At 69.6% G+C, this 19,728-nt stretch carries 17 protein-coding genes; 8 read left to right on the forward strand and 9 right to left on the reverse strand.

Features of this window, described 5'->3' with window-relative positions; translation table 11 throughout:
* The first annotated feature begins 209 nt into the window (after window positions 1-209).
* Window positions 210-3,011 carry a [protein-PII] uridylyltransferase gene (locus ABVN73_RS12360; protein ID WP_353858239.1) on the forward strand — a complete coding sequence of 934 codons (2,802 nt, stop codon included), beginning with the start codon at window positions 210-212 and terminating at the stop codon, window positions 3,009-3,011.
* A 10-nt stretch (window positions 3,012-3,021) separates the two neighbouring features.
* On the opposite strand, the gene ABVN73_RS12365 is transcribed toward ABVN73_RS12360, so the two are convergent.
* Entirely contained in the window at window positions 3,022-3,600 is a 579-nt protein-coding gene (locus tag ABVN73_RS12365; RefSeq protein WP_353858240.1) for a phosphatase PAP2 family protein, read from the reverse strand.
* A 552-nt stretch (window positions 3,601-4,152) separates the two neighbouring features.
* On the opposite strand from ABVN73_RS12365, the gene ABVN73_RS12370 reads away from it, so the two are divergent.
* Window positions 4,153-5,085 (forward strand): replication protein RepA, encoded by a 933-nt coding sequence (locus ABVN73_RS12370; RefSeq protein WP_014238998.1) that lies wholly within the window; start codon window positions 4,153-4,155, stop codon window positions 5,083-5,085.
* Window positions 5,086-5,233: 148 nt separating this feature from the next.
* On the opposite strand, the gene ABVN73_RS12375 is transcribed toward ABVN73_RS12370, so the two are convergent.
* The 3 genes from ABVN73_RS12375 to ABVN73_RS12385 form a co-directional block, all read right to left on the reverse strand.
* A complete protein-coding gene (locus ABVN73_RS12375) occupies window positions 5,234-5,635 on the reverse strand; it encodes a hypothetical protein (RefSeq protein WP_353858241.1) in 402 nt (133 codons plus the stop codon).
* A gap of 218 nt (window positions 5,636-5,853) precedes the next feature.
* Window positions 5,854-6,966 carry an ABC transporter substrate-binding protein gene (locus ABVN73_RS12380; RefSeq protein WP_353858242.1) on the reverse strand — a complete coding sequence of 371 codons (1,113 nt, stop codon included), beginning with the start codon at window positions 6,964-6,966 and terminating at the stop codon, window positions 5,854-5,856.
* 180 nt (window positions 6,967-7,146) lie between these two features.
* Window positions 7,147-9,678, reverse strand: a complete 2,532-nt coding sequence (locus ABVN73_RS12385; protein ID WP_353858243.1) for an ATP-binding protein — start codon at window positions 9,676-9,678, stop codon at window positions 7,147-7,149.
* Window positions 9,679-9,884: 206 nt separating this feature from the next.
* On the opposite strand from ABVN73_RS12385, the gene murJ reads away from it, so the two are divergent.
* The 3 genes from murJ to ABVN73_RS12400 all read left to right on the forward strand — a co-directional run bounded on the left by murJ (window position 9,885) and on the right by ABVN73_RS12400 (window position 13,162).
* Window positions 9,885-11,459, forward strand: a complete 1,575-nt coding sequence (gene murJ, locus ABVN73_RS12390) for a murein biosynthesis integral membrane protein MurJ (RefSeq protein ID WP_353858244.1) — start codon at window positions 9,885-9,887, stop codon at window positions 11,457-11,459.
* Between the two features lie 61 nt (window positions 11,460-11,520).
* A complete protein-coding gene (gene trpS, locus ABVN73_RS12395; RefSeq protein WP_353858245.1) occupies window positions 11,521-12,519 on the forward strand; it encodes a tryptophan--tRNA ligase in 999 nt (332 codons plus the stop codon).
* 25 nt (window positions 12,520-12,544) lie between these two features.
* Complete coding sequence (locus ABVN73_RS12400) at window positions 12,545-13,162, forward strand: pyrrolidone-carboxylate peptidase (protein ID WP_353858246.1); 618 nt, start codon at window positions 12,545-12,547, stop codon at window positions 13,160-13,162.
* Window positions 13,163-13,299: 137 nt separating this feature from the next.
* Here the strand turns inward: ABVN73_RS12400 and ABVN73_RS12405 are convergent, their stop codons facing one another.
* From ABVN73_RS12405 to ABVN73_RS12420, 4 genes are all read right to left on the reverse strand, one after another.
* Window positions 13,300-14,061, reverse strand: a complete 762-nt coding sequence (locus tag ABVN73_RS12405) for a YkgJ family cysteine cluster protein (RefSeq protein ID WP_353858247.1) — start codon at window positions 14,059-14,061, stop codon at window positions 13,300-13,302.
* A 15-nt stretch (window positions 14,062-14,076) separates the two neighbouring features.
* A complete protein-coding gene (locus ABVN73_RS12410) occupies window positions 14,077-14,556 on the reverse strand; it encodes a YchJ family metal-binding protein (protein ID WP_353858248.1) in 480 nt (159 codons plus the stop codon).
* 97 nt (window positions 14,557-14,653) lie between these two features.
* Entirely contained in the window at window positions 14,654-15,055 is a 402-nt protein-coding gene (locus tag ABVN73_RS12415; RefSeq protein WP_353858249.1) for a MarR family transcriptional regulator, read from the reverse strand.
* A gap of 394 nt (window positions 15,056-15,449) precedes the next feature.
* Entirely contained in the window at window positions 15,450-15,650 is a 201-nt protein-coding gene (locus ABVN73_RS12420; protein WP_137139539.1) for a hypothetical protein, read from the reverse strand.
* Window positions 15,651-15,956: 306 nt separating this feature from the next.
* On the opposite strand from ABVN73_RS12420, the gene catB reads away from it, so the two are divergent.
* Window positions 15,957-16,592 carry a type B chloramphenicol O-acetyltransferase gene (gene catB, locus ABVN73_RS12425; protein ID WP_353858250.1) on the forward strand — a complete coding sequence of 212 codons (636 nt, stop codon included), beginning with the start codon at window positions 15,957-15,959 and terminating at the stop codon, window positions 16,590-16,592.
* Window positions 16,593-16,671: 79 nt separating this feature from the next.
* Here catB and ABVN73_RS12430 read toward each other — a convergent pair whose 3' ends face one another.
* Window positions 16,672-17,349: a TetR/AcrR family transcriptional regulator gene (locus tag ABVN73_RS12430; RefSeq protein ID WP_353858251.1), complete on the reverse strand. Its 678-nt coding sequence runs from the start codon at window positions 17,347-17,349 to the stop codon at window positions 16,672-16,674.
* Window positions 17,350-17,497: 148 nt separating this feature from the next.
* Between ABVN73_RS12430 and ABVN73_RS12435 the strand changes: the two genes are divergently transcribed.
* Entirely contained in the window at window positions 17,498-18,250 is a 753-nt protein-coding gene (locus ABVN73_RS12435; RefSeq protein ID WP_353858252.1) for an SDR family oxidoreductase, read from the forward strand.
* A gap of 213 nt (window positions 18,251-18,463) precedes the next feature.
* On the forward strand, window positions 18,464-19,669 hold the full coding sequence (gene opgC / locus ABVN73_RS12440) for an OpgC domain-containing protein (RefSeq protein WP_353858253.1): 1,206 nt from the start codon (window positions 18,464-18,466) through the stop codon (window positions 19,667-19,669).
* The last annotated feature ends 59 nt before the right edge of the window (window positions 19,670-19,728 follow it).

Below are 19,728 nucleotides of genomic sequence, written 5' to 3' on the forward strand. Positions count from 1 at the left end.
GCGTCAGTGACGGCCGTCACAGCACAACCGTCACAGCACAGCCGCCATGGCACTGCCGTCCCTGCGGCGCTCCGAATGGGATCATGCAGGAAACAGACGGCAGCCTCTTTTGGTGTGCCGCGTGCGAATTATCGTCTTTCCCGTTATAGTCGGTACGCCGCACGGTCCGTCGCACCCCTCGCATCCCTGGGAAGGCTCACGTTTTGCCGATGCTCTCCACCCGCGCCGCCTCAGCCGACGCGTCCGACGCCAAGGACGCCGGCACCGCCAACATTCCCAACAAGCGCGCGATCCTGTCCCGGCGCAAGCTGGCGGAGGACCTGGAGACGCTGGTGGCGCAGCATGGGACCGGCGACAAGCTGCGCCCCGCCCTGATCGCCCGGCTGCGCGGCGCGCTGAACGACGGGCGGGCGGAGGTGCGCGCCCGCTTCGAGGCCAAGGGATCGGGCGAGGACTGCGTGCGGCAGAACTGCTACCTCGCCGACGGGGTGGTGCGCTCGCTGGCCGACCTCACGGTCACCCACATCTTCCCCTCGCCCAACCCGACCTCCGGCGAGGTGTTCGACATCGTCGCCACCGGCGGCTACGGCCGGGGCGAGCTGGCGCCCTTCTCCGACATCGACCTGCTGTTCCTGCTGCCCTACAAGCGCACCCCGCGGGTGGAGCAGGTGGTGGAGTACATGCTCTACATCCTGTGGGACCTCGGGCTGAAGGTCGGCCACGCGGTGCGCAGCGTCGACGACTGCATCCGCCAGTCCAAGGCCGACGTCACCATCCGCACGGCCATCCTGGAGGCCCGCTACCTCTGGGGTCCGCGCAAGCTCTTCACCGAACTCCGCCGCCGCTACGACCGCGAGGTGGTGGCCGGTACCGGGCCGGAATTCGTCGAGGCCAAGCTGGCCGAGCGCGACAACCGCCACCAGAAGCTGGGCGACAGCCGCTACGTGCTGGAACCCAACCTGAAGGACGGCAAGGGCGGCCTGCGCGACCTGCAGACCCTCTTCTGGATCGCCAAGTACCTGTACCGCGTGGAGGACGTCGACGATTTGGTCGGCAAGAAGGTGCTTCTGCCGGAGGAGGCGCAGCGCTTCGCCAAGGCGCAGAACTTCCTGTGGACCGCGCGCTGCCACCTGCACTACCTGACCGGGCGCATGGAGGACCGGCTGACCTTCGACGTGCAGACGTCGATCGGCAACCGCATGGGCTACACCGACCACGCCGGGACCAAGGGCGTGGAACGCTTCATGAAGCATTACTTCCTGGTCGCCAAGGACGTGGGCGACCTGACCCGCATCTTCTGCGCGGCGCTGGAGGCGGAATCGAAGCGCCCGCCCAAGTTCAACATCCTGCGGCTGGCGGCGCTGGCCCGCCGCAAGGACGTGGACGGCTTCGTGGTGGACGGCGAACGGCTGAACGTGCGCAACGACCGCCAGTTCAAGGACGAGCCGCTGGACATGATCCGGCTGTTCCACACCGCCCAGCAGAACGACATCGACATCCACCCCAACGCGCTGCGCGCCATCACGCGCTCGCTGTCGGTGGTCGGGCCGAAGCTGCGCGCCGACCCGGAGGCCAACCGGCTGTTCCTGGAGATCCTGACCGGCCGCAAGGACCCTGAGATCACGCTGCGCCGCATGAACGAGGCCGGGGTGCTGGCCCGCTTCATCCCCGACTTCGGCCGGGTGGTCGCGCAGATGCAGTACGACATGTACCATGTCTACACGGTGGACGAGCACACGCTGTTCGCTCTCGGCATCCTGCACAAGATCGAGACGGGCGAACTGACCGACGAGCTGCCGCTGTCGTCGGAGGTGATCCACAAGGTGGTGTCGCGGCGCGCGCTCTACGTCGCCGTGCTGCTGCACGACATCGCCAAGGGCCGCGGCGGCGACCATTCCATCCTCGGCGCGCGGGTGGCGGAGAAGCTGTGCCCGCGGCTCGGCCTGACGGCGGAGGAGACGGAGACGGTCGCCTGGCTGGTGCGCTGGCACCTCGCCATGTCCTACACCGCCTTCAAGCGCGACCTGGAGGACGACAAGACGGTGCGCGACTTCGTCTCGCTCGTCCAGTCGCCGGAGCGGCTGCGCCTGCTGCTGGTGCTGACGGTGGCGGACATCCGGGCGGTCGGGCCGCAGCGCTGGAACAACTGGAAGGCCACGCTGCTGCGCGAGCTGTACAACCGCTCGGAGGAGGTGATGTCCGGCGGCCTGTCGGTCGAAGGGCGCGGGCGCCGCATCCAGGCCGCCCAGGCGGCGCTGCGGGCCGAGCTGTCCGACTTCGACGACGCCGATTTCGACCGGCACCTCGCGCTCGGCTACCCCGCCTACTGGCTGGCCTTCGACGCCGAGACGCTGGGCCGGCAGGCGCGGCTGGTCCGCGAGGCGCTGCGCGACGAGCGGCCGCTGACCGTCAACACGCGCATCGACCGCGGCCGGGCGATCACCGAGGTGACGATCTTCGCTACCGACCACCACGGCCTGTTCTCCCGTCTCGCCGGGGCCCTGGCGGCGGCGGGGGCTGACATCGTCGACGCCCGCATCTTCACCATGACCAACGGCATGGCGCTGGACGTCTTCACCGTGCAGGACGCGGCGGGCGGCGGCGCCTTCGAGAGCGGCGACAAGCTCGCCAAGCTGTCGGTGATGATCGAGAAGGTGCTGTCCGGCCAGTTGAAGCCGCTGCACGACCTGACCAAGCGCAAGGCCCCGCACGCCAGCCGCACGCGCGTCTTCCACGTGCCGCCGCGGGTGCTGATCGACAACAACGCCTCGACCACCCACACGGTGATCGAGGTCAACGGGCGCGACCGCCCCGGCCTGCTCTACGACCTGACCCGCGCGCTGACCAACCTGACGCTGCAGATTTCGTCGGCGAAGATCTCGACCTATGGCGAGAAGGCCATCGACGTCTTCTATGTGAAGGACGTCTTCGGCCTGAAGGTCACCCACGAGAGCAAGCTGGCCCAGATCCGCGAGCGGCTGCTGCACGCGCTCGCCGATCCGTCCGCATAAAAGCCGGGCCTCAGGGCAGCTTGTCCTCCGCCCAGCCGTCGAGCGCCTTGGCGGCCAGACCGGCCAGGACGCCGGTCGCCATGCCGGCGGCGTAGTCGGACGCCCAGTGCCGTTCGGTGGCGAGGCTCGACCAGCCCACCGCCGCGGCGAAGCCCAGTGCGACCATGGTTTCCGGGGAGAGCCCGCGGTTCAGCCCGACCGCCATGGTCAGCGCCGACACGTTGATGGCGTGGCCGGAGGGGAAGGAGGCGTGCTTGCCGTCCGCCTTGCCCCAGCGGCTGGGGTCGCGGCCCTCGTTGGGACGGGCGCGGCAGACGACGCGCTTGATCCCCTTGCCGGCCACCGTCCCCAGCGCGATGGCGAGCAGCCCTTGCCGGGCAAGGCGCGACCATCCCGGCCTCTCCATGCCCATCCCGGCGGCCCACAACGCCCCCAGAGCCGGCATCAGCACCATGCGCGAGCTGGGCACCTGGAGCCCGTCGCGCAAGGCCGGCACCTCCGCGCCCAGGGCGACGGCCTTGCGGCGGGCGGTTCCGTCCAGCCCGTTCACGCCGTCCAGCACGCGGTCCGTGAAATCCTCGTCGCTCATCTCGCGGATCTCCCAAAGCACGCCCCCATCGCTGCAGGGGCCAAGCGTAAACAGCCGCGCTGGCGTTTCGTGCCCCCAGGGTGCCGCAAGGCAGGGGTGCCCGGCCTGAGGGGAGTCGCCTTGGCAATCGCCGACCGTTCCAACCTCCCTCTCCGGGGCGGGAGAGGGAGGAGTCGGCGATTGCCAAACCAGTTCGCCGCCGCGCCTTGGCAATCGCCGACCACCGGCCCAGGGATCGGCCAGACATCGGCAAGACCACCCCATGAAATCCCGAGTCGCGACTCGCCCGCCCCACCCCGCCTGGCAATCGCCGACCAATGCCCGAGTCGCCTTAAGTCTGGGCCGAGTCTCCGACGATTCCCACAAGGTCCCTTGGCGAACGCCGACGAGTCTTCTGGCAATCGCCGACGCACCCCCGAGTCGTCCCCAGGCAATCGCCGACCTAGCAAATAGACTCCAGCAATTAGGTCTCAATTAGCCTCGTCGGCGATCGCCAAATGGACTCTCCCGGCGGTGCATGTTCGACTGCAGGCAGAATGGACGGGGGGACCTATGGGCGACGTGCACCAACTCATCATGACGCATGGCCGGCGCGAGGCGCGGAACCTCGTGGACCCGAAGCGGGCCAGCGTCGTCGATGTTGCGGCGGCGGTGCTGGAGGACGAGTCCAACGCGCTGGGCATCACCTATTCCGGTTTCTGCCTGACCAGCCTGCCCCACCGGAAGCTGGCGCCGGACGCCGAATGGCGCCGCGACCAGGGCCGCGTCACCCTGCTGGTCGAGCCGGGCAAGGAGCGCAAGCGCGACGGCAGCCTGATGCCGGTCGGCGTCCCCTACGGCGCCAAGGCGCGGCTGATCCTGCTCTATCTCCAGACCCGCGCCATCCAGGACAACAGCCGCGAGATCGAACTTGGCCGCTCGATGAACGACTGGCTCGACCGCATGGGCGTCTCGGCGGGCGGCTCCACCTACAAGGCGGTGCAGGAGCAGGCGACCCGCATCAACCTGTGCCGCCTGACCTTCTTCTGGGACAAGGACGGGGCCGAGGGCTTCGCCAAGGAGAACATCGTCAACGGCGGCATCCGCCTGCGCGACGACGACGGCCAGGGCACGCTGTGGCGCGAGACGGTGCAGCTGTCGGAAACCTTCTTCGCCGCGCTGAAGCGCTCCCCCGTGCCGATCTGGGAGCCGGCGATCCGCCACATCGGCGGCTGCTCGATGGCGATCGACGTCTATGTCTGGCTGGCCTACCGGCTGCACGTCCTGCGCGACCCGATTCCGGTGACCTGGAAGGCGCTCTTCACCCAGTTCGGCGGCGGCTACAAGGAGCTGAAGCACTTCAAGCCGGAGTTCCGCGTGGCGCTGGATCTGGCGCTGGCCGTCTACGAGGCGGCGCGGGTGGAGTTCTCCGACACCGGGGTGCTGCTCTACCCGTCGCCCCCGCCGATTCCGGAGCGCAAGATCCTCCCCGCCGCGCGCGGGTAGATCGGCGGCGGGCACGTCGGCGGCGGGCACGTCGGCGATTGCCAACCCACCCGGCTCCGGAATCGGAGTCGGCGATTGCCAGAATCCCAACGGCCGAAGCGCCGCCCAACCCCGCCCTGCCTGCCCCGCCCTGTCTGCCCCGCCTTGCCTATCCCGCCTTGAAAGCCTGCACGTTGCCGCCTTCCCGCGTGTAGATCTGCATGGGGCGGCAGCTCTCGTCCATCTTGACGATGAAGACGCCGGCCTTGTCGCGCGGGTAGAGCCACAATTCGTACTGCGACACCCGCGCGCTCGGCCCGGTGCGGGCCTCGCTGTAGATGGCGGACCGGAACTGCCCCACCGGAATCCCTTCACCGGCCAGGACCGAGGCGGCGGGGCGGTTGCACGGCCCGGTCACCATGGCGTTCAGCGCCTCCACCGCTCCGGGCGCGGGCTCCGCGGTGCGCGGCGGCCCCAGCGAGGCGCAGGCGCCGAGCCCGAGAAGGCCGGCGCCCAGGATGATCCCGGCGGTCCTGCGAGTGCGCGAACGGCGTCCGGCGTGGCGATGCATCGCGGCCTCCCTGCCCAATGGCGGTGTTGGTTGGCGGTGTGTGGTTACCACTGCGCAAACACGGCAACAGGGAAAAGGTTCGCACCGCCCCTTGGCAATCGCCGACCTTCCGGGAATCGGGCGGACGCGGAATCAGGAGGCGGGAAAGAAGGCGGGCAGAAAAAAGGCGGGGCGCGACGGCCCCGCCTTCCTTTCTGCCGCGAGCAGGCCGGATGGACTCAGTCCATCTGGACCTTCTCGCCGTTCTTCCAGGCCCAGAACACGTAGCCCGGCTGCTTCAGGTCGCCCTTGTCGTCGAAGGACAGCGAGCCGACCACCGTGTCGAAGGACGGACCGGCGCGCAGGGCCTTCGCCACCGCGTCGGGCTTGGCGCTGTTGGCCTTCTGCACGGCCTCGGCGTAGGTCTGCACCGCGGCGTAGGCGAACAGGGTGAAGCCGTCGGTGCGGATGTTCTTGGCCTGCAGAGCCTCGACCACCGGCTTGGCGGCGGGGTTGCGCTGCGGGTCGGGCGAGAAGGTGAACAGCGTGCCTTCCGCCGTGTCGCCGGCGATGTTCCAGTAGGACTGCGGCTGGATGCCGTCGGCGCCGATGATCTGCGGGCGGAACTGCTGGTCCGCCGCCTGACGGGCGATCAGGCCTAGCTCCTGGTCGTAGCCGCCGTAATAGAGCACGTCCACGCCGTCCGACTTCAGCCGGGTGATGAGCGCGGAATAGTCCTTCTCGCCGGCGGTGATGCTGGTGAAGGCGGCCTCGGTGATGCCGGCGGCGTTCAGGCGGCGCTTCACGTCGTCGGCGAGGCCCTGGCCGTAGGCCTGCTTGTCGTGGACGATGGCGACCTTCTTGCCCTTGTAGCGGTCGGCGATCAGCTTGGCCGCCACTTCGCCCTGCTGGTCGTCGCGGCCGCAGACGCGGAAGACGTTCTTCAGGCCGCGGTCGGTGAGCTGCGGGCTGGTCGCGGTGGGGGAGATCATCACGATCCCCTCCTCGCCGTAGACGTTGGAGGCGGCGATGGAGGCGCCGGAGCAGACATGGCCGATCACCGCGGCGACGTTCTGGCTCACCAGCTTGTTGGCGGCGGCCACCGCCTGCTTGGCGTCGCAGGCGTCGTCGGCGATGGTCAGGACCAGCTTCTGGCCGAGCAGCCCGCCCTTGGCGTTGATGTCGGCCACGGCGGCCTCGACGCCGGCGCGGGTCTGCTCGCCATAGGCGGCGGCGGCGCCGGTCATCGGGCCGGCCAGCGCGATGGTGATGTCGGCCTGGGCGGCCCCGGCCCACAGGCCGGCCCCCAGGGCGACGACGGCGGCGGTCACAGCCAGCTTCGCACGGATCATGGGTGGATTCCTCTCTCCGGGAACAGGTTCTTTTTATCGAACGCTTTCGGGTCGGAGACCGCGGACGCTGCCTCCGAAACAGGCAAACAAGCAAAGCGGCGGGTCCGGCGCAATGGGCAAACAGGCACGGGCAGCCGCACGCCCGGCGCATGACACGGCGTCGAGGCGGAAAAGGCCGGTTCAGTCGACCAGTTCGCGCGGCGCCGGTGGGGTCGATCCGGCGGGTGCCGGGGCCAGCGCCAGGGCGATGGCCCGGCGCAGATCGCCGGCCAGGACGGGCTTGTGCAGGATGCTGAACTTGCCGGACTCGGCCTCGGCCAGACGTTGGGGGGCGGTGTCGCCGGTCACCAGGATGCCGGGGATCAGGCGCTTCGACCGCCGGCGCACCTCGCGGATGGTCTCGGTTCCGGTGTGCCCCTCGCCCAGCCGGTAATCGGCGACGATCACGTCCGGATCGGGATGGCGGCGCAGCGCCTCCACCGCCTCGCCGAAGCTGGCGGCGGGAAACGCCTCGTGGCCCCATTGCCGGATCATCGCGCACAGCCCCTCGCGCACGATGGGGTCGTCCTCGACCACCAGCACGCGGGCGCCGGCCCGCATGCGGGCGGTCACGGGAACGTCCCCCCGCAGCGTCCCGGCCGGGGCGGGGGGATCGGCGAGCGGCACCTCCACCCGGAAGACCGACCCCCGCCCCGGTTCGGAGCGCAGGCTGACCGGATGGTCCAGCATGCCGGCCAGCCGGCGCACCACGGCGAGGCCGAGCCCGAGCCCCTGGTCGCGGTCGCGGCTGGCGTTCCCGACCTGGACGAACTCGTGGAAGATGTCCTCCTGCCGGTCGGTGGGGATGCCGATGCCGGTGTCCCACACCTCGATCCGCAGCGCCGCGCCACGCCGCCGGCAGCCGACCAGGATGCGCCCGCGGTTGGTGTAGCGCAGCGCGTTCTCCACGAAGTTCTGCAGGATGCGGCCGAGCAGCATCGGGTCGCTGTCCACATGGGCGCTGCAGGGCATAATGTGCAGCAGCAGACCCTTGCGCACCGCCACCGGACGGCTGTTGGCGGCGACGCGGTCGAGCAGCTCGGCCACCGGGAAGACCGTGCGCTTCGGCTCCACCGCCCCGGCCTCCAGCCGCGACACGTCCAGCAGCCCGTCGAGCAGCATCTTCAGCGCGCCCAGCGCGCGGTCCATGGTGGTCAGGATCTTGCGCATGGCGGGATCGGTGGCGCGGGCGGACAGCGCCTCCATCAGCAGCATCAGCGACTGCACGGGCTGGCGCAGATCGTGGCTGGCCGCCGCCAGGAACTTCGACTTGCCGATGTTGGCGCGGTCGGCCTCCCGCCGCGCCTCGGCCAGAGCGGCCTGGGCGGTCTTGTGCTCGGTGATGTCGCGGACGGTGGCGATCACGCTGACCAGCCTCCCGCCGGGACCGCGCACCGGCGAGGCGCGCAGCTCCAGCCAGACCTCCGGCGCATCGCCCTCCGCACCGGCGCCCGAACCGGCGCCCGAACCGGCGCCCAAGCCGATCCCAGGGCGCCGGAACTCCACGCTGATGTCGCCGGCGTTCTCGGCCCCGTCGCACAGCGGGCACAGCCCCGTCTCGTCCTCCATCAGGCCGGCCAGCACCTCGCGCGCGGCGCGCCCGTCGGCGGCGCCCGGGCCGATCCCCATCAGCCGGGAGAAGGCGGGGTTGGTGTAGACCACCGGCACGCCGGGCCGGGTGGCGTCGGCGATCAGGATGCCGTCGCCGCTCCATTCCATGGCCCGGTTGCGGATGCGCAGCGCCCGGTCGCCATGGCGGCGCCGCTGAAGCTCGACCAGGAAAGCGGTGGTGAACAGCAGGATCACCGCGGTGGTGGCGGCGGCCCAGGCGATCGAGACGAAGCGGTTCTGCCGCCACGCGCCGAACACCGTCTCCACCGACTCCCCGACCACCGTCATCAGCGGGTAGTCGGCGGAGGCGCGGAAGGCGTAGATGCGCTCCACCCCGTCGACCGGGCTGACGACGCGATGGTGCTGGACGGTGCCGCTGCCGGCCTCCGGCCACAGGCCGGAGCCGCGGAAGCTGCGCCCGAACACTTGGTCCTGCAAGGCCTGGCGGGCCAGCAGGGGGCCGTCCGCGCGGGCGATGGCGACCGAGCTGCCCTGCGGCAGGTCCAACCGCCCGTAGAAGCGCGAGAAAACCTCCGCCGGGACGTCGATCACGGCAACGCCGCGGAACGTCCCGTCCGTCCCCTCCAGCCGGCGCGACACCGGGATGAACACGTCCGTCGTGCCGGGGCTGACGAAGGGCAGGCCGATGACGAAGCCCTTCTGGTTTCCTTTCCGGTGGGCGCCGGACTTGTGCCGGGCGAACTCCTCCCACTCCAGCACCGGGTCGCGGGTGGTGGTCCGCCCCAAGCCCATGGACAGCCAGCTGTTCGCGTCGTAAATCCGGATGGAGGCGGCCAGGCCTTCCTCGAACGACCGCCGGGTGGGAATCAGGAGCGGAATGTCCTTTTCGACATGGGAGGCGACGTCGATCAGCAGATCGTCCAGCCGACGGAAGGTGGCGATGGCCTGTTCCTCGACCAGCTGCGCCATCGCCGCCGTGTGCTGGCGGGTCGTCTGGTCGAGGAAGCGTTCCTCGCGGTCGATGCGGGTCAGCAGCGTTCCCCACAGCGCCGCGATGGCGACGGCGACCGCAACGGCGGGAAGAACGAGACGCGCCTCCATCCCCCGCGGAAAAGCGATCCATCGTTGCACTGCCGACCTCAAACACTGCCTGATGGGCATTATGCGCCAGCCGACTTCCCCCTTCAATGGACAAACCGGCGACCAATGATACAAAAAGTAGAGAATAATCAAACTTTTGCGGGTTCCTTTGCGGGATCCTTGGCGCCGCTGCCGCGGGGATCGGCGCCCAACGGGACGGTCGGCGGATGAGCTTCGCCCGCGCCATCGCCACCGTCGGCAGCCTGACCCTGCTGAGCCGGCTGGCCGGCTTCGCCCGCGACATTCTGACCGCGGCGGTGCTCGGCGCCGGGCCGGTGGCCGACGCCTTCTTCGTGGCGCTGAAGCTGCCGAACTTCTTCCGCCGCCTGTTCGCGGAGGGGGCTTTCAGCGTCGCCTTCGTCCCGCTGTTCGCGGCGGAATTGCAGCGCAACGGCCGCGCCGCCGCGGTCACCTTCGCCGAGCAGGCGCTGGCGATCCTGCTGACGGTTCTGCTGCCCTTCACCGCGCTCGCCATCCTGGGGATGCCCGCGCTGATGCACGTCCTGGCGCCGGGCTTCGTGGACGAGCCGGCGAAGTTCGCGCTGGCCGTGGACATGGCTCGGCTGACCTTCCCTTACCTGACGCTGATTTCGCTGGTGGCGCTGCTGGGCGGGATTCTGAACGCGCTGGACCGTTTCGGCCCCTTCGCCGCCGCCCCCATCGCCTTCAACCTGACGCTGATCGCCGCCTTGCTGACCGCGCCGCGGCTGGGGCTGGAGCCGGGCCGGGCGATGGCCGCGGCGGTGACCCTGTCGGGCGTGGTGCAGCTGGTCTGGATGGGCTGGGCCTGCCGGGTGGCGGGGGTGACGCTGCGCCTGAGCCTGCCGCGGATGACCGAGGGGATGCGGCGCCTGTTCCGGCTGGTCGGGCCGGGGGCCATCGGCGCCGGGGTCATGCAGATCAACCTGTTCCTGAACGTCGTCCTGGCCTCGCTGCTGCCGTCGGGCGCGGTGTCCTTCCTCTATTACGCCGACCGGCTGAACCAGATGCCGCTGGGCGTCATCGGCATCGCCATCGGCACCGCGCTGCTGCCCGTGCTGGCCCGTTACGCCGCGGCGGGGGACGAGCGGATGGTCCGCCACTATCTCAGCCGCGCCCTGGAGTTCAGCCTGCTGCTCGGCCTGCCGGCGGCGGTGGCGCTGGGGGTGGCCGGGGCGCCCATCGTCTCGGTGCTGTTCGAGCGCGGCGCCTTCGGCCCGGCGGAGGCGCAGGCGACGGCCTGGGCGCTGGCCGCCTACGCCATCGGCATCCCCGCCCATGTCATCGTCAAGGCGCTGAACGCCGCCTTCTTCGCCCGTCAGGACACGGCGACGCCGGTGCGCGTCGCCGTGGTGGTAACCGCCGCCAATCTGGCGCTGGGCGTCGCGCTGATGCCGGTGCTGGAGCATGTCGGGATCGCGCTGGCGACCGGGCTGACCGCCTGGCTGAACCTCGCCCTGCTGGCCGGCGCGCTGCGCCGCCGGGGATTCCTGCACCTGGACGAGCGCTTCCTCGGCCGCGCGCCGCGCATCGCCGCGGCGGCGCTGGGCATGGGGGCGGCGCTGCTGGCCGGCGCGTCGCTGTTGGCGCCCTGGCTGGAGGCGGCGTCAACCCTGGTCCGCTTCGGCGCGCTGGCCCTGCTGGTCGGCGGCGGCGTTGCGGTCTTCGGGACGCTGGCGCAGCTGACCGGGGCCACCGATCTGGCCGACCTGAAGGGCTTCCTGCGCAAGAGCACTCCGGAATTGGAGCCGCCCGTGTCTTGACCCCGCCCGGTTCCGGCGCGATAACAGCCGCCTTCCAGAAGTTTCGAGCGAGAGTCCTCCCGTGAACCGCATCTTCTCCGGCATGCAGCCGACCCGGCAGCTTCACCTCGGCAACTATCTGGGGGCGCTGCGCAACTGGGTCGAACTGCAGAACAGCTACGAGTGCGTCTTCTGCGTCGTCGACCTGCACGCGCTGACCATCGACCAGGACGCGGAAGTCCTGCGCAACAACATCCGCGAGGTCACCGCGGCCTACATCGCCGCCGGCATCGACCCGGAGAAGAACATCCTCTTCAACCAGTCCTTCGTCCCGGCCCATTCGGAGCTGGCCTGGATCCTCTCCTGCCACACGCCGCTCGGCTGGCTGAACCGCATGACGCAGTTCAAGGAGAAGGCCGGCAAGCAGAAGGACATGGCGAACCTCGGCCTCTACTCCTACCCGGTGCTGATGGCCGCCGACATCCTGCTCTACAAGGCAACCCACGTCCCGGTGGGCGAGGACCAGAAGCAGCATCTTGAGCTGGCCCGCGACATCGCCGGCGCCTTCAACCGCCGCTACGACACCGAGTATTTCCCGCTGCCCGAGCCGCAGATCCTGGGCGAGGCGACGCGCGTGATGTCCCTGCGCGACGGCACCAAGAAGATGAGCAAGTCGGACGAGTCCGAATATTCGCGCATCAACATGACCGACGACGCCGACACCATCGCGACGAAGATCCGCAAGGCCAAGACCGACCCGGAGCCGCTGCCGGACAATGTGGCCGACCTGGAGAAGCGTCCGGAGGCCGACAACCTCGTGACCATCTACGCCGCCCTGTCCAGCCAGACGCGCGAGCAGACGGTGCAGCAGTTCGCCGGCGCCCAGTTCTCCGGCTTCAAGGCGGCGCTGGTCGATCTGTCGGTCGCCAAGCTGGCCCCGATGACCACCCGCATGAAGGAGCTTCTGGACGACAAGGCGGAGATCGACCGCCTGCTGCGCCGGGGCGGCGAGCGCGCGGCGGCCATCGCCGAGGCGAACCTGAACGGCGTGAAGGACATCATCGGCCTTCTGCGTCCCTGACCATCCCGACCGAAAGGCGTCCGCCGTGACGGCTCCCATCCTGCTCACCGGGTTCCAGCCCTTCGGGGATCACGCCGTCAACCCGACGGCGCTCCTCATGGAGCGGCTGGCCGGCGAGCCGGGGATCGTCACCGCGGTCCTTCCCGTCGAATACGACGCCTGCGGCGCGGCCTTCGCCGCGCTGCTGGAGGAGCACCGGCCCGCCGCCGCCCTGTGCTTCGGGCTGGCCGCCGGGTCCGAATACATCAAGATCGAGCGGCTGGCCTGGAACCGCGACGAGAGCGAGCAGGCCGACAACGCCGGGGTGGTGCGCACCGACGACGCCATCGAGCCGGACGGGCCGACCGCCTACGGCTCCACCCTGCCCGTCCCCACTCTGGTCCGCGAGTTGGCCATCGCCGGCCTGCCGGTGACCTTCAGCGACCATGCTGGCGGCTTCGTCTGCAACCACCTGTTCTACCGCGCCCGCCACGCGATCGAGACGGCGGACCTCGACATTCCCATGGGCTTCGTCCACCTGCCGCCGCTGCCGGAGCAGGTCGCCGACCAGCCGGGCCGCTCCGGCCTGACGCTGGACCAGCAGGAACGGGCGGTGCGCGTGCTGGTCGGGCTGCTGCGCCAGGGGCTGGGGATCGCCGCCTGATTGAAAAGGTACTGATTTTTCACGGATTTCGCGGATTCAGGCACGGATGGGCCGGATAAAGGGATTTTGTGAAATCCGTGTTCAAATCCGCGAAATCCGTGAAGACCCTGTTGTCTGCCGACGGAGCGCACACCCCATCACCCCCGCTGCGCCAGCCGCTCCATCTCCTTCGCCCAGCCCGCGTAGTTCTTGTGGAAATCGGCCAGCGCCGGATCGGTCCGGGTGCGCTCGGCCATCGCCCGCATCAGCGGCGCCTGGGCCGCCGCCAGTTCCCGCGCGTCGGTCCGCCGCGTCGCCGTCAGGAAGGAGGACAGGCTGGTGACCAGCTTTCCCCCCGCCGGGGCCGCCGCCATCTTCGCCAGATCGTTGACGATCCAGGGCATGTATTTCAGCACATAGTCGGCGTAGGTTCGCATGACCGGCGCCTGCTCCAGCAGGTCGGCGCGCTCGCGGTCGAAGTCCTTGCGGTCGAGGATGGCGTGGTTGCGGTAGACGACCGGCGCCTCCGCCGAGACGTCGCACTCCCAGCCCTTGCGCGGGACCAGCAGGTCGGCCTGATCCTTCTCCTCGCGGTAGGGGTAGAAGGGCATGGTCCGGCAGCGCGACGGCTTGTCGGCGTGGATGCCGCAGAGGTTGTCGGGCTGGAGCGCCGGGCAGGGAAAGTGGTTCGGCAGGTAGGCGGTGGGCTGGATCAGCACCGCCACGGTCTTGCGGTTGGGCAGGCGCACGGTGGTGCCCAGCCGGGTGGCGAGGTCGTAGGATTTGGCGTTCGACCGCACCACCGTCCAGACCAGGGCCAGCGGGAAGCGGACGGCGTGGGCCACCGCGTCCGTGAGCGTCAGCGGCAGCAGCCCGTGGCAGCATTTTCCGCAGGCGGTGCAGGCGAAGCGCGGTTCCATGGTCCGGGTCCGCCCTCAGCGGCCGCAGCAGGCCTTGAACTTCTTCCCCGACCCGCAGGGGCAGGGCTCGTTGCGGCCCACCTTGACGACCCGGCGCGGCTCGCCCTTCGGGTTCACCTCGCCGGCGCTGTAGAGCCACTGGCCGTCCATACGGCGGAAGGACGCGCGCTCGTGGTGGCGCATGTCCTGGCCGTCGCGGCGGAACTGGATCAGGAACTCGACGGTGCCCTCGTCGCCCTCCTCCGTCGCGCGCAGCACGTCGAGCCGCTGCCAGTCGCACTCCTCGGCCACCCGCTCCGCCTCGGCGCGGTTGAAGTCCTCGCGGATCTCCGGCGCGTGGGTGCGCTCCACATGGTCGAGGTCGTGGCGCACGAAGGCGGTGTAGCGCGACCGCATCAGCGCCTCGGCCGTCGCGGCGGGCGCGCCGGCCAGGATCGGGCCGCAGCAGGTCTCGAAGGAAAGGCCCGAACAGCAGGGGCAGGCGGAGGAGGTCATGGCGCGCGGGTCCGTCGGTGGGTCCGGGGCTGGTGTGGCAGGATGGGCCACCCCGGTCAAGCGCTGCGGACCAAACTCAACGGACGGACAGGTGGACTCAGGCCGAACGGGCGCGGCGCGGTTCGGACGGGCTGTGGACGGTCGGCTTCACGATGGCGCGCAACTCCTCGAGGAAGGCGCGGCCGGAGTCGGTGAGCGTGACGATCTTGCGGCGGCGTTCGCGCGGGTCTTCCTGGGCCTGGACGAGGTCGAGCCCGGCCTTCCCGAAGCTGTGCCAGCGGCTGAGGGCCGCGACGTTGCGCGACGCGGAGGATTGGGCGATGCCCAGGCGTTCCGCAAGCTCGCCGATGGACATCCCTTCGTTCTGCGCGATCGTCATGAAGGACAGCGCGTACTGGATCGGCAGGTCGGGATCGAGCTTGCGAAACGCCTCGAGCACATGGACGACGGTGGTCACCTCGTCAGGGCGAACCACGTCAGGGCGAATATGGGCCGGCATCAGCGACCCTCCCCGAGCGAGGACCCCATCGGGCCGGTGTGTAGATGATGTTCAGGCGTCCAAGCCATATCACGAATTCCCCGTTATCCCGCCGGGCGTCGAAAAAACGATCCGGAGAGGCCCAGTGGGCGTGCTCAACGAAGACCGAACGACCGCAAAACCCCAAAAAGACACACATGGCTTCCTCTCGATATCCGGAATTCGCGTTCCAATGCGCTGGGTTGAAGAAGGGAGCCGTTAGCTCGCCGGGTGGTATGGGCGGACCAATCGCCCTGTCGGCGATTCGGGGTGGTGGGTACGATGGCTTTCATCGTGGTCTCCGTGGGTTGAAGGAAGGCAGGGGTTGAAGGAAGGCGCGGGCCCGAAGGGAAACCGCAGGATCGGGTATCGCCCGTCAGCGATACGCTTGCAACGTCAAAAATGACCGGGCATCCGAAAGGTTCCGCTCCCGGATGTGTTGGGCCGGAACATAGCCCGCTTCGGTTCCGTCCAGCCCGATGTCGCGCCGCAGATGGGCGCTCAGCGTCTCCACGCCGGCGTCGTCGCCGTCGCGGTCCAGCCACTGCCGCAGCAGGGCGTTCCACAAGGTCTGCATGACTCCTCTCCTTGGTGCAGAGGAGCAATTAATCCGCTATCGGATGATTTCCGTCAAGCCTGATTTCCCGCCCGCCGGGCCAAGCGGTTGGGCTGCTCCGCCTTCGCCCTTGGCGATCCGCTTTTTCCACGCTATGGAGTTCCGTCATGAAGGCGACCCCAAGTACCACCGGCATCGTGCTCTGACGCGTTCGACGCGCAGAGCCTGAACGCGCGCCCCCCGGAAGGGGAGCCCGCGGTGTCTGCCTGCGCCCGCGCGCAGGCCGGAAGCCGCCGCATCGGCGGCTCACAGGCCGAGAGTGGATTGATGGAAAACGTCTTCGAAAGCCCGTTCAAGGGCATTCCGCTGGAAAAGCAGGTCACCAACCCGAACATCGTCGTTGGCCGATACAGCTATTATTCCGGCTATTACCATGGCCACAGCTTCGACGACTGCGCCCGGTTTCTTCTTCCGGACGAGGGCGTCGACCGGTTGGTGATCGGCAGCTTCTGCTCGATCGGGTCCGGCGCAGCCTTCATCATGGCCGGCAACCAAGGCCACCGGAACGACTGGATCAGCACCTTTCCCTTCTTCTGGATGCCCGAGGTTCCGGAATTCGCCGGCGCCCGCAACGGCTATCGGCCGGCCGGCGACACGGTGATCGGCAACGACGTCTGGATCGGTTCGGAGGCCATCGTCATGCCCGGCGTCACCATCGGCGACGGCGCCGTGATCGGCACGAGGGCGCTGGTGACGCGGGACGTCGAGCCCTACGCGATCGTGGGCGGCAACCCCGCCCGGGTGATCCGGAAGCGCTTCGACGACGATCTCATCGCGTTGCTGCTCGCGATGAGGTGGTGGGATTGGTCCGATGACCAGTTGCGGGGCGCCATGCCGATCCTGACCAGCGGCGACGTCGCGCTTCTGCACCGTCACTGGCAGGACGTGATCAAAGCCACCTGACGGCAACCTTGTCGGCTTCGCCTGTTCATTGGCAGGCGAAGCCGCCCCCCGTGAGCGCCACCGGACGCGTCCGGAACGCTCAAGGGGATGGGCGGCCGCCGACGCGCGCGTCCCAGCCCTGCATCGCGACCTCGGCCACGGCCTCCAGTTCGGCGCGCTCCGCGCCGTCGCGGGCGAGGATCGACATGCCGGCCTGCACCGTCTGCACAAAACGGGCGAGCGCGTGGAGATCGACCGAAGCCGGGATCTCGCCTTCGGCCACGGCCCGCCTCAGACGCTCCGTCAGGATGTCGACCGCCGAGGCGCGCGCCGACCGCACCACCTCGCCCAGCTCGGCGTGCCCCTCGCTGCCGACCGCGGAGAGCGTCACCATGCAGCCGCGCGGGATGTCGCCACGGCAGCCGGTGAGCGCCGAAGCCGAGTCCATCAGCAGCGCCATGACCGCCTCGCGGGCGGTCCCGGCGGCGAAGAAGCGCCCCCAGACCAGCCCCTCGTAGCTTTTGCGGTAGTGGTTCACCGCCTCGACGTAGAGCGCCTCCTTCGAGCCGAAGGCGGCGTAGAGGCTGGGCGAGCCGATCCCCATGGCCTCCGTCAGGTCGGCGATGGAGGTCGCCTCGTAGCCCTTGCTCCAGAACAGGCGGGTCGCCTGGGCCAGGGCGGCCTCGCGGTCGAACGCGCGCGGCCGTCCGCGCCCGCGGGCGGGCGGCGGTGCCGATGTCCTGTCGTCGGCCGGCGGGGTTGGTCGTGATTTCTGCATCGATCACTATTTAATCCCGCCGCCGCGTGGGGGCAATGGCCTCGGGCGGCCACCTGCCATTTCTGTGTCGATCAATACAAAAAATGTTGACCGACGCGCCGAACGGCTCTAGCTATTTTTGTATCGAACGACACAGAAAGGACGGATCATGGGTGAGCCGATTGGTGAGTTGGTTGGCAAGCGCGCCCTGGTGACGGGCGGTTCGCGGGGCATCGGCGCCGCCATCGCCTTGGCGCTCGCCGACAAGGGCGCGGATGTGGCGATCTCCTACGAGCGGTCGGCCGGGCGCGCCGCCGAGGTGGTCCGGGCGGTCGAGGCAAAGGGCCGGCGCGCCGTCGCCATCCAGGCCGACAGCGCCGATCCGGCGGCCATGGCGGCCCTGGTCGGCCGGACGGTGGAGGCGCTCGGCGGCCTCGACATCCTGGTCAACAACGCCGGCATCGCCCGCCAGGGCACGGTCGCGGAGATGAGCCTCGCCGACATCGACGCGCTTCTGGACGTCAACGTGCGCGCCGCGGTCCTCGTGGCGCAGGCGGCCATCCCTCATCTGAAGAAGGGTGGGCGCATCGTGTTCATCGGGTCGTGCCTCGCCGACCGCATCACCGCCCCGGGCGTCACCGTCTATTCTATGACCAAGTCGGCGCAGATCGCCCTGACGCACGGCCTCGCCCGCGAACTCGGCCCGCGCGACATCACGGTCAATCTGGTCCAGCCGGGGGCGACCGACACCGACATGAATCCCGCGAACGGCGATCATGCCGAAATCCTGCGCTCGCAGACGCCGCTCGGCCGCTACGGCAAGCCGGAGGACGTGGCGGCGGCCGTGGCCTTCCTGGCCAGCCCGGCGGCGCGGCAGATCTCCGGGGCCACCCTGACGGTGGACGGCGGCCTGAACGCCTGAATCCGGAACCGGTTCGGGGAAGCCTTTGTTCGGAAAGGCTCCCCGAACGGCATCGGCCAAGGATTAACGATCCGTTAACGACGAATATGGGGCGACCCGAGGAGCGCCGACACCAACACCGACGCCAGCGATGGAGACGCCACAGATGCGGCACGCACCGATGACAACGGCCGATTCGCCCGCAACCCGGCCGCTGCCGCGGAGCGCCGCCCGATGAGCCGCTCCGCGACTCTCGACGGGCTGCGGGGTTATTTCCTCGTCTTCATGATGGTGAACCACGTGGTGCTGGCCGGCGGCGTGCTGCTCGCCAAGGTCAACCACGCCGAACTGGGCTATGTGCAGGACGCCCAGGGCTTCGTGCTGCTGTCGGGCATCGTCGCCGGGATGTACTACACCCGCGTCTGGACCCAGCGCTCGCCCGAGGCGGCCCGGCGGCGCCTGTTCGCCCGCGCCCGCGAGCTGTACGTCTCGACCATGCTGGTGATCGCGCTGGTCACCGCCCTGGTGGTGCTGATTCCCGGAGCGCGCGAACCGCTGGGCGGCTTCCTCGGCCATCTGGCCGGACTGGAGCCCGGCACGCTGCTGGCGAGCGCCCTCCTGCTGCATTCGCCGACCTTCACGGATCTGCTGATCCAATACATCCTCTACCTCGCGGCGACGCCGCTGCTGCTCCGCCTGATCCTCGACGGCCACGCCCGCAAGGTCGCGCTGGGCAGCGCCGCCCTGTGGGCCGCCGTGCAGATGGGCCTGCATGTGCCGGTGCTGAGCGCGCTCGACGCCGGGCTGGGGCGGCTCAGCGACGGGCTGGCGGTGCGCGGACCGTTCAACCCGCTCGCCTGGCAGGTGCTCTACGTCGCCGGTCTGCTGATCGGCAGCGCGGTGCAGCGGGGCCGCTTCGACACCGACCGCTGGTTCCCGGTCGAGCGGCCGCCCTGGCTGGTCCCGGCGCTGGCGACCGTGGTGGTCTGCGCGGCTTGGCACCTGTCCTTCGTCCATGATCTGGTCAGCCCGATCGTCGGCGAGCGTTTCCTGCGCTACGTCGACCGCACCGAGTTCAGCCTCGTCTACCTCGCGAATTTCGCGGCGCTGGCCTATGCGGTGTCCTGGCTGCTCATCGCCGGGCCTCGGTCGTCCCACCCGGTGGCCGCCGGCACCGCCCGGCTGCTCACCGCGCTGTTCAACCTGCCCTTCCTCCGGCTGCTGGGGCGGCACTCGCTGCAGGTCTACCTGTTCCACGTGCTGGTCGCCTACGCGATCCTGCTGATCGACCTGTTCGGCGGCCCCTTCAACCAGCTCACCAAGGCGCTCCTGCTGCTCGCCAGCGTCGCCAGCCTCGCCGTCCCCGCCCTGTGGCGGGAGCGGAGCCGCGCCAAGCCGGCGGAGCGGGGCGCCGTCCGGATGGGCCCGTCCCGGGGCTGAACGCGCCCAGGCCTGCACGGACAGGGGCCCGGACGGGCGGAACCCGTCTTGTCCTGGAC

Origin of the sequence: Azospirillum formosense, from assembly GCF_040500525.1 — a bacterium.
Classification (GTDB): Bacteria; Pseudomonadota; Alphaproteobacteria; order Azospirillales; family Azospirillaceae; genus Azospirillum; species Azospirillum formosense_A.

What these genes read in the sequence shown, in the direction of transcription:
- ABVN73_RS12360 (WP_353858239.1), top strand. Translation starts at nt 210, where the DNA reads ATGCTCTCCACCCGCGCCGCCTCAGCCGACGCGTCCGACGCCAAGGAC.
- ABVN73_RS12365 (WP_353858240.1), bottom strand. Translation starts at nt 3,600, where the DNA reads ATGAGCGACGAGGATTTCACGGACCGCGTGCTGGACGGCGTGAACGGG.
- ABVN73_RS12370 (WP_014238998.1), top strand. Translation starts at nt 4,153, where the DNA reads ATGGGCGACGTGCACCAACTCATCATGACGCATGGCCGGCGCGAGGCG.
- ABVN73_RS12375 (WP_353858241.1), bottom strand. Translation starts at nt 5,635, where the DNA reads ATGCATCGCCACGCCGGACGCCGTTCGCGCACTCGCAGGACCGCCGGG.
- ABVN73_RS12380 (WP_353858242.1), bottom strand. Translation starts at nt 6,966, where the DNA reads ATGATCCGTGCGAAGCTGGCTGTGACCGCCGCCGTCGTCGCCCTGGGG.
- ABVN73_RS12385 (WP_353858243.1), bottom strand. Translation starts at nt 9,678, where the DNA reads ATGGAGGCGCGTCTCGTTCTTCCCGCCGTTGCGGTCGCCGTCGCCATC.
- murJ (WP_353858244.1), top strand. Translation starts at nt 9,885, where the DNA reads ATGAGCTTCGCCCGCGCCATCGCCACCGTCGGCAGCCTGACCCTGCTG.
- ABVN73_RS12405 (WP_353858247.1), bottom strand. Translation starts at nt 14,061, where the DNA reads ATGGAACCGCGCTTCGCCTGCACCGCCTGCGGAAAATGCTGCCACGGG.
- ABVN73_RS12410 (WP_353858248.1), bottom strand. Translation starts at nt 14,556, where the DNA reads ATGACCTCCTCCGCCTGCCCCTGCTGTTCGGGCCTTTCCTTCGAGACC.
- ABVN73_RS12415 (WP_353858249.1), bottom strand. Translation starts at nt 15,055, where the DNA reads ATGCCGGCCCATATTCGCCCTGACGTGGTTCGCCCTGACGAGGTGACC.
- ABVN73_RS12420 (WP_137139539.1), bottom strand. Translation starts at nt 15,650, where the DNA reads ATGCAGACCTTGTGGAACGCCCTGCTGCGGCAGTGGCTGGACCGCGAC.
- catB (WP_353858250.1), top strand. Translation starts at nt 15,957, where the DNA reads ATGGAAAACGTCTTCGAAAGCCCGTTCAAGGGCATTCCGCTGGAAAAG.
- ABVN73_RS12430 (WP_353858251.1), bottom strand. Translation starts at nt 17,349, where the DNA reads ATGCAGAAATCACGACCAACCCCGCCGGCCGACGACAGGACATCGGCA.
- ABVN73_RS12435 (WP_353858252.1), top strand. Translation starts at nt 17,498, where the DNA reads ATGGGTGAGCCGATTGGTGAGTTGGTTGGCAAGCGCGCCCTGGTGACG.
- opgC (WP_353858253.1), top strand. Translation starts at nt 18,464, where the DNA reads ATGAGCCGCTCCGCGACTCTCGACGGGCTGCGGGGTTATTTCCTCGTC.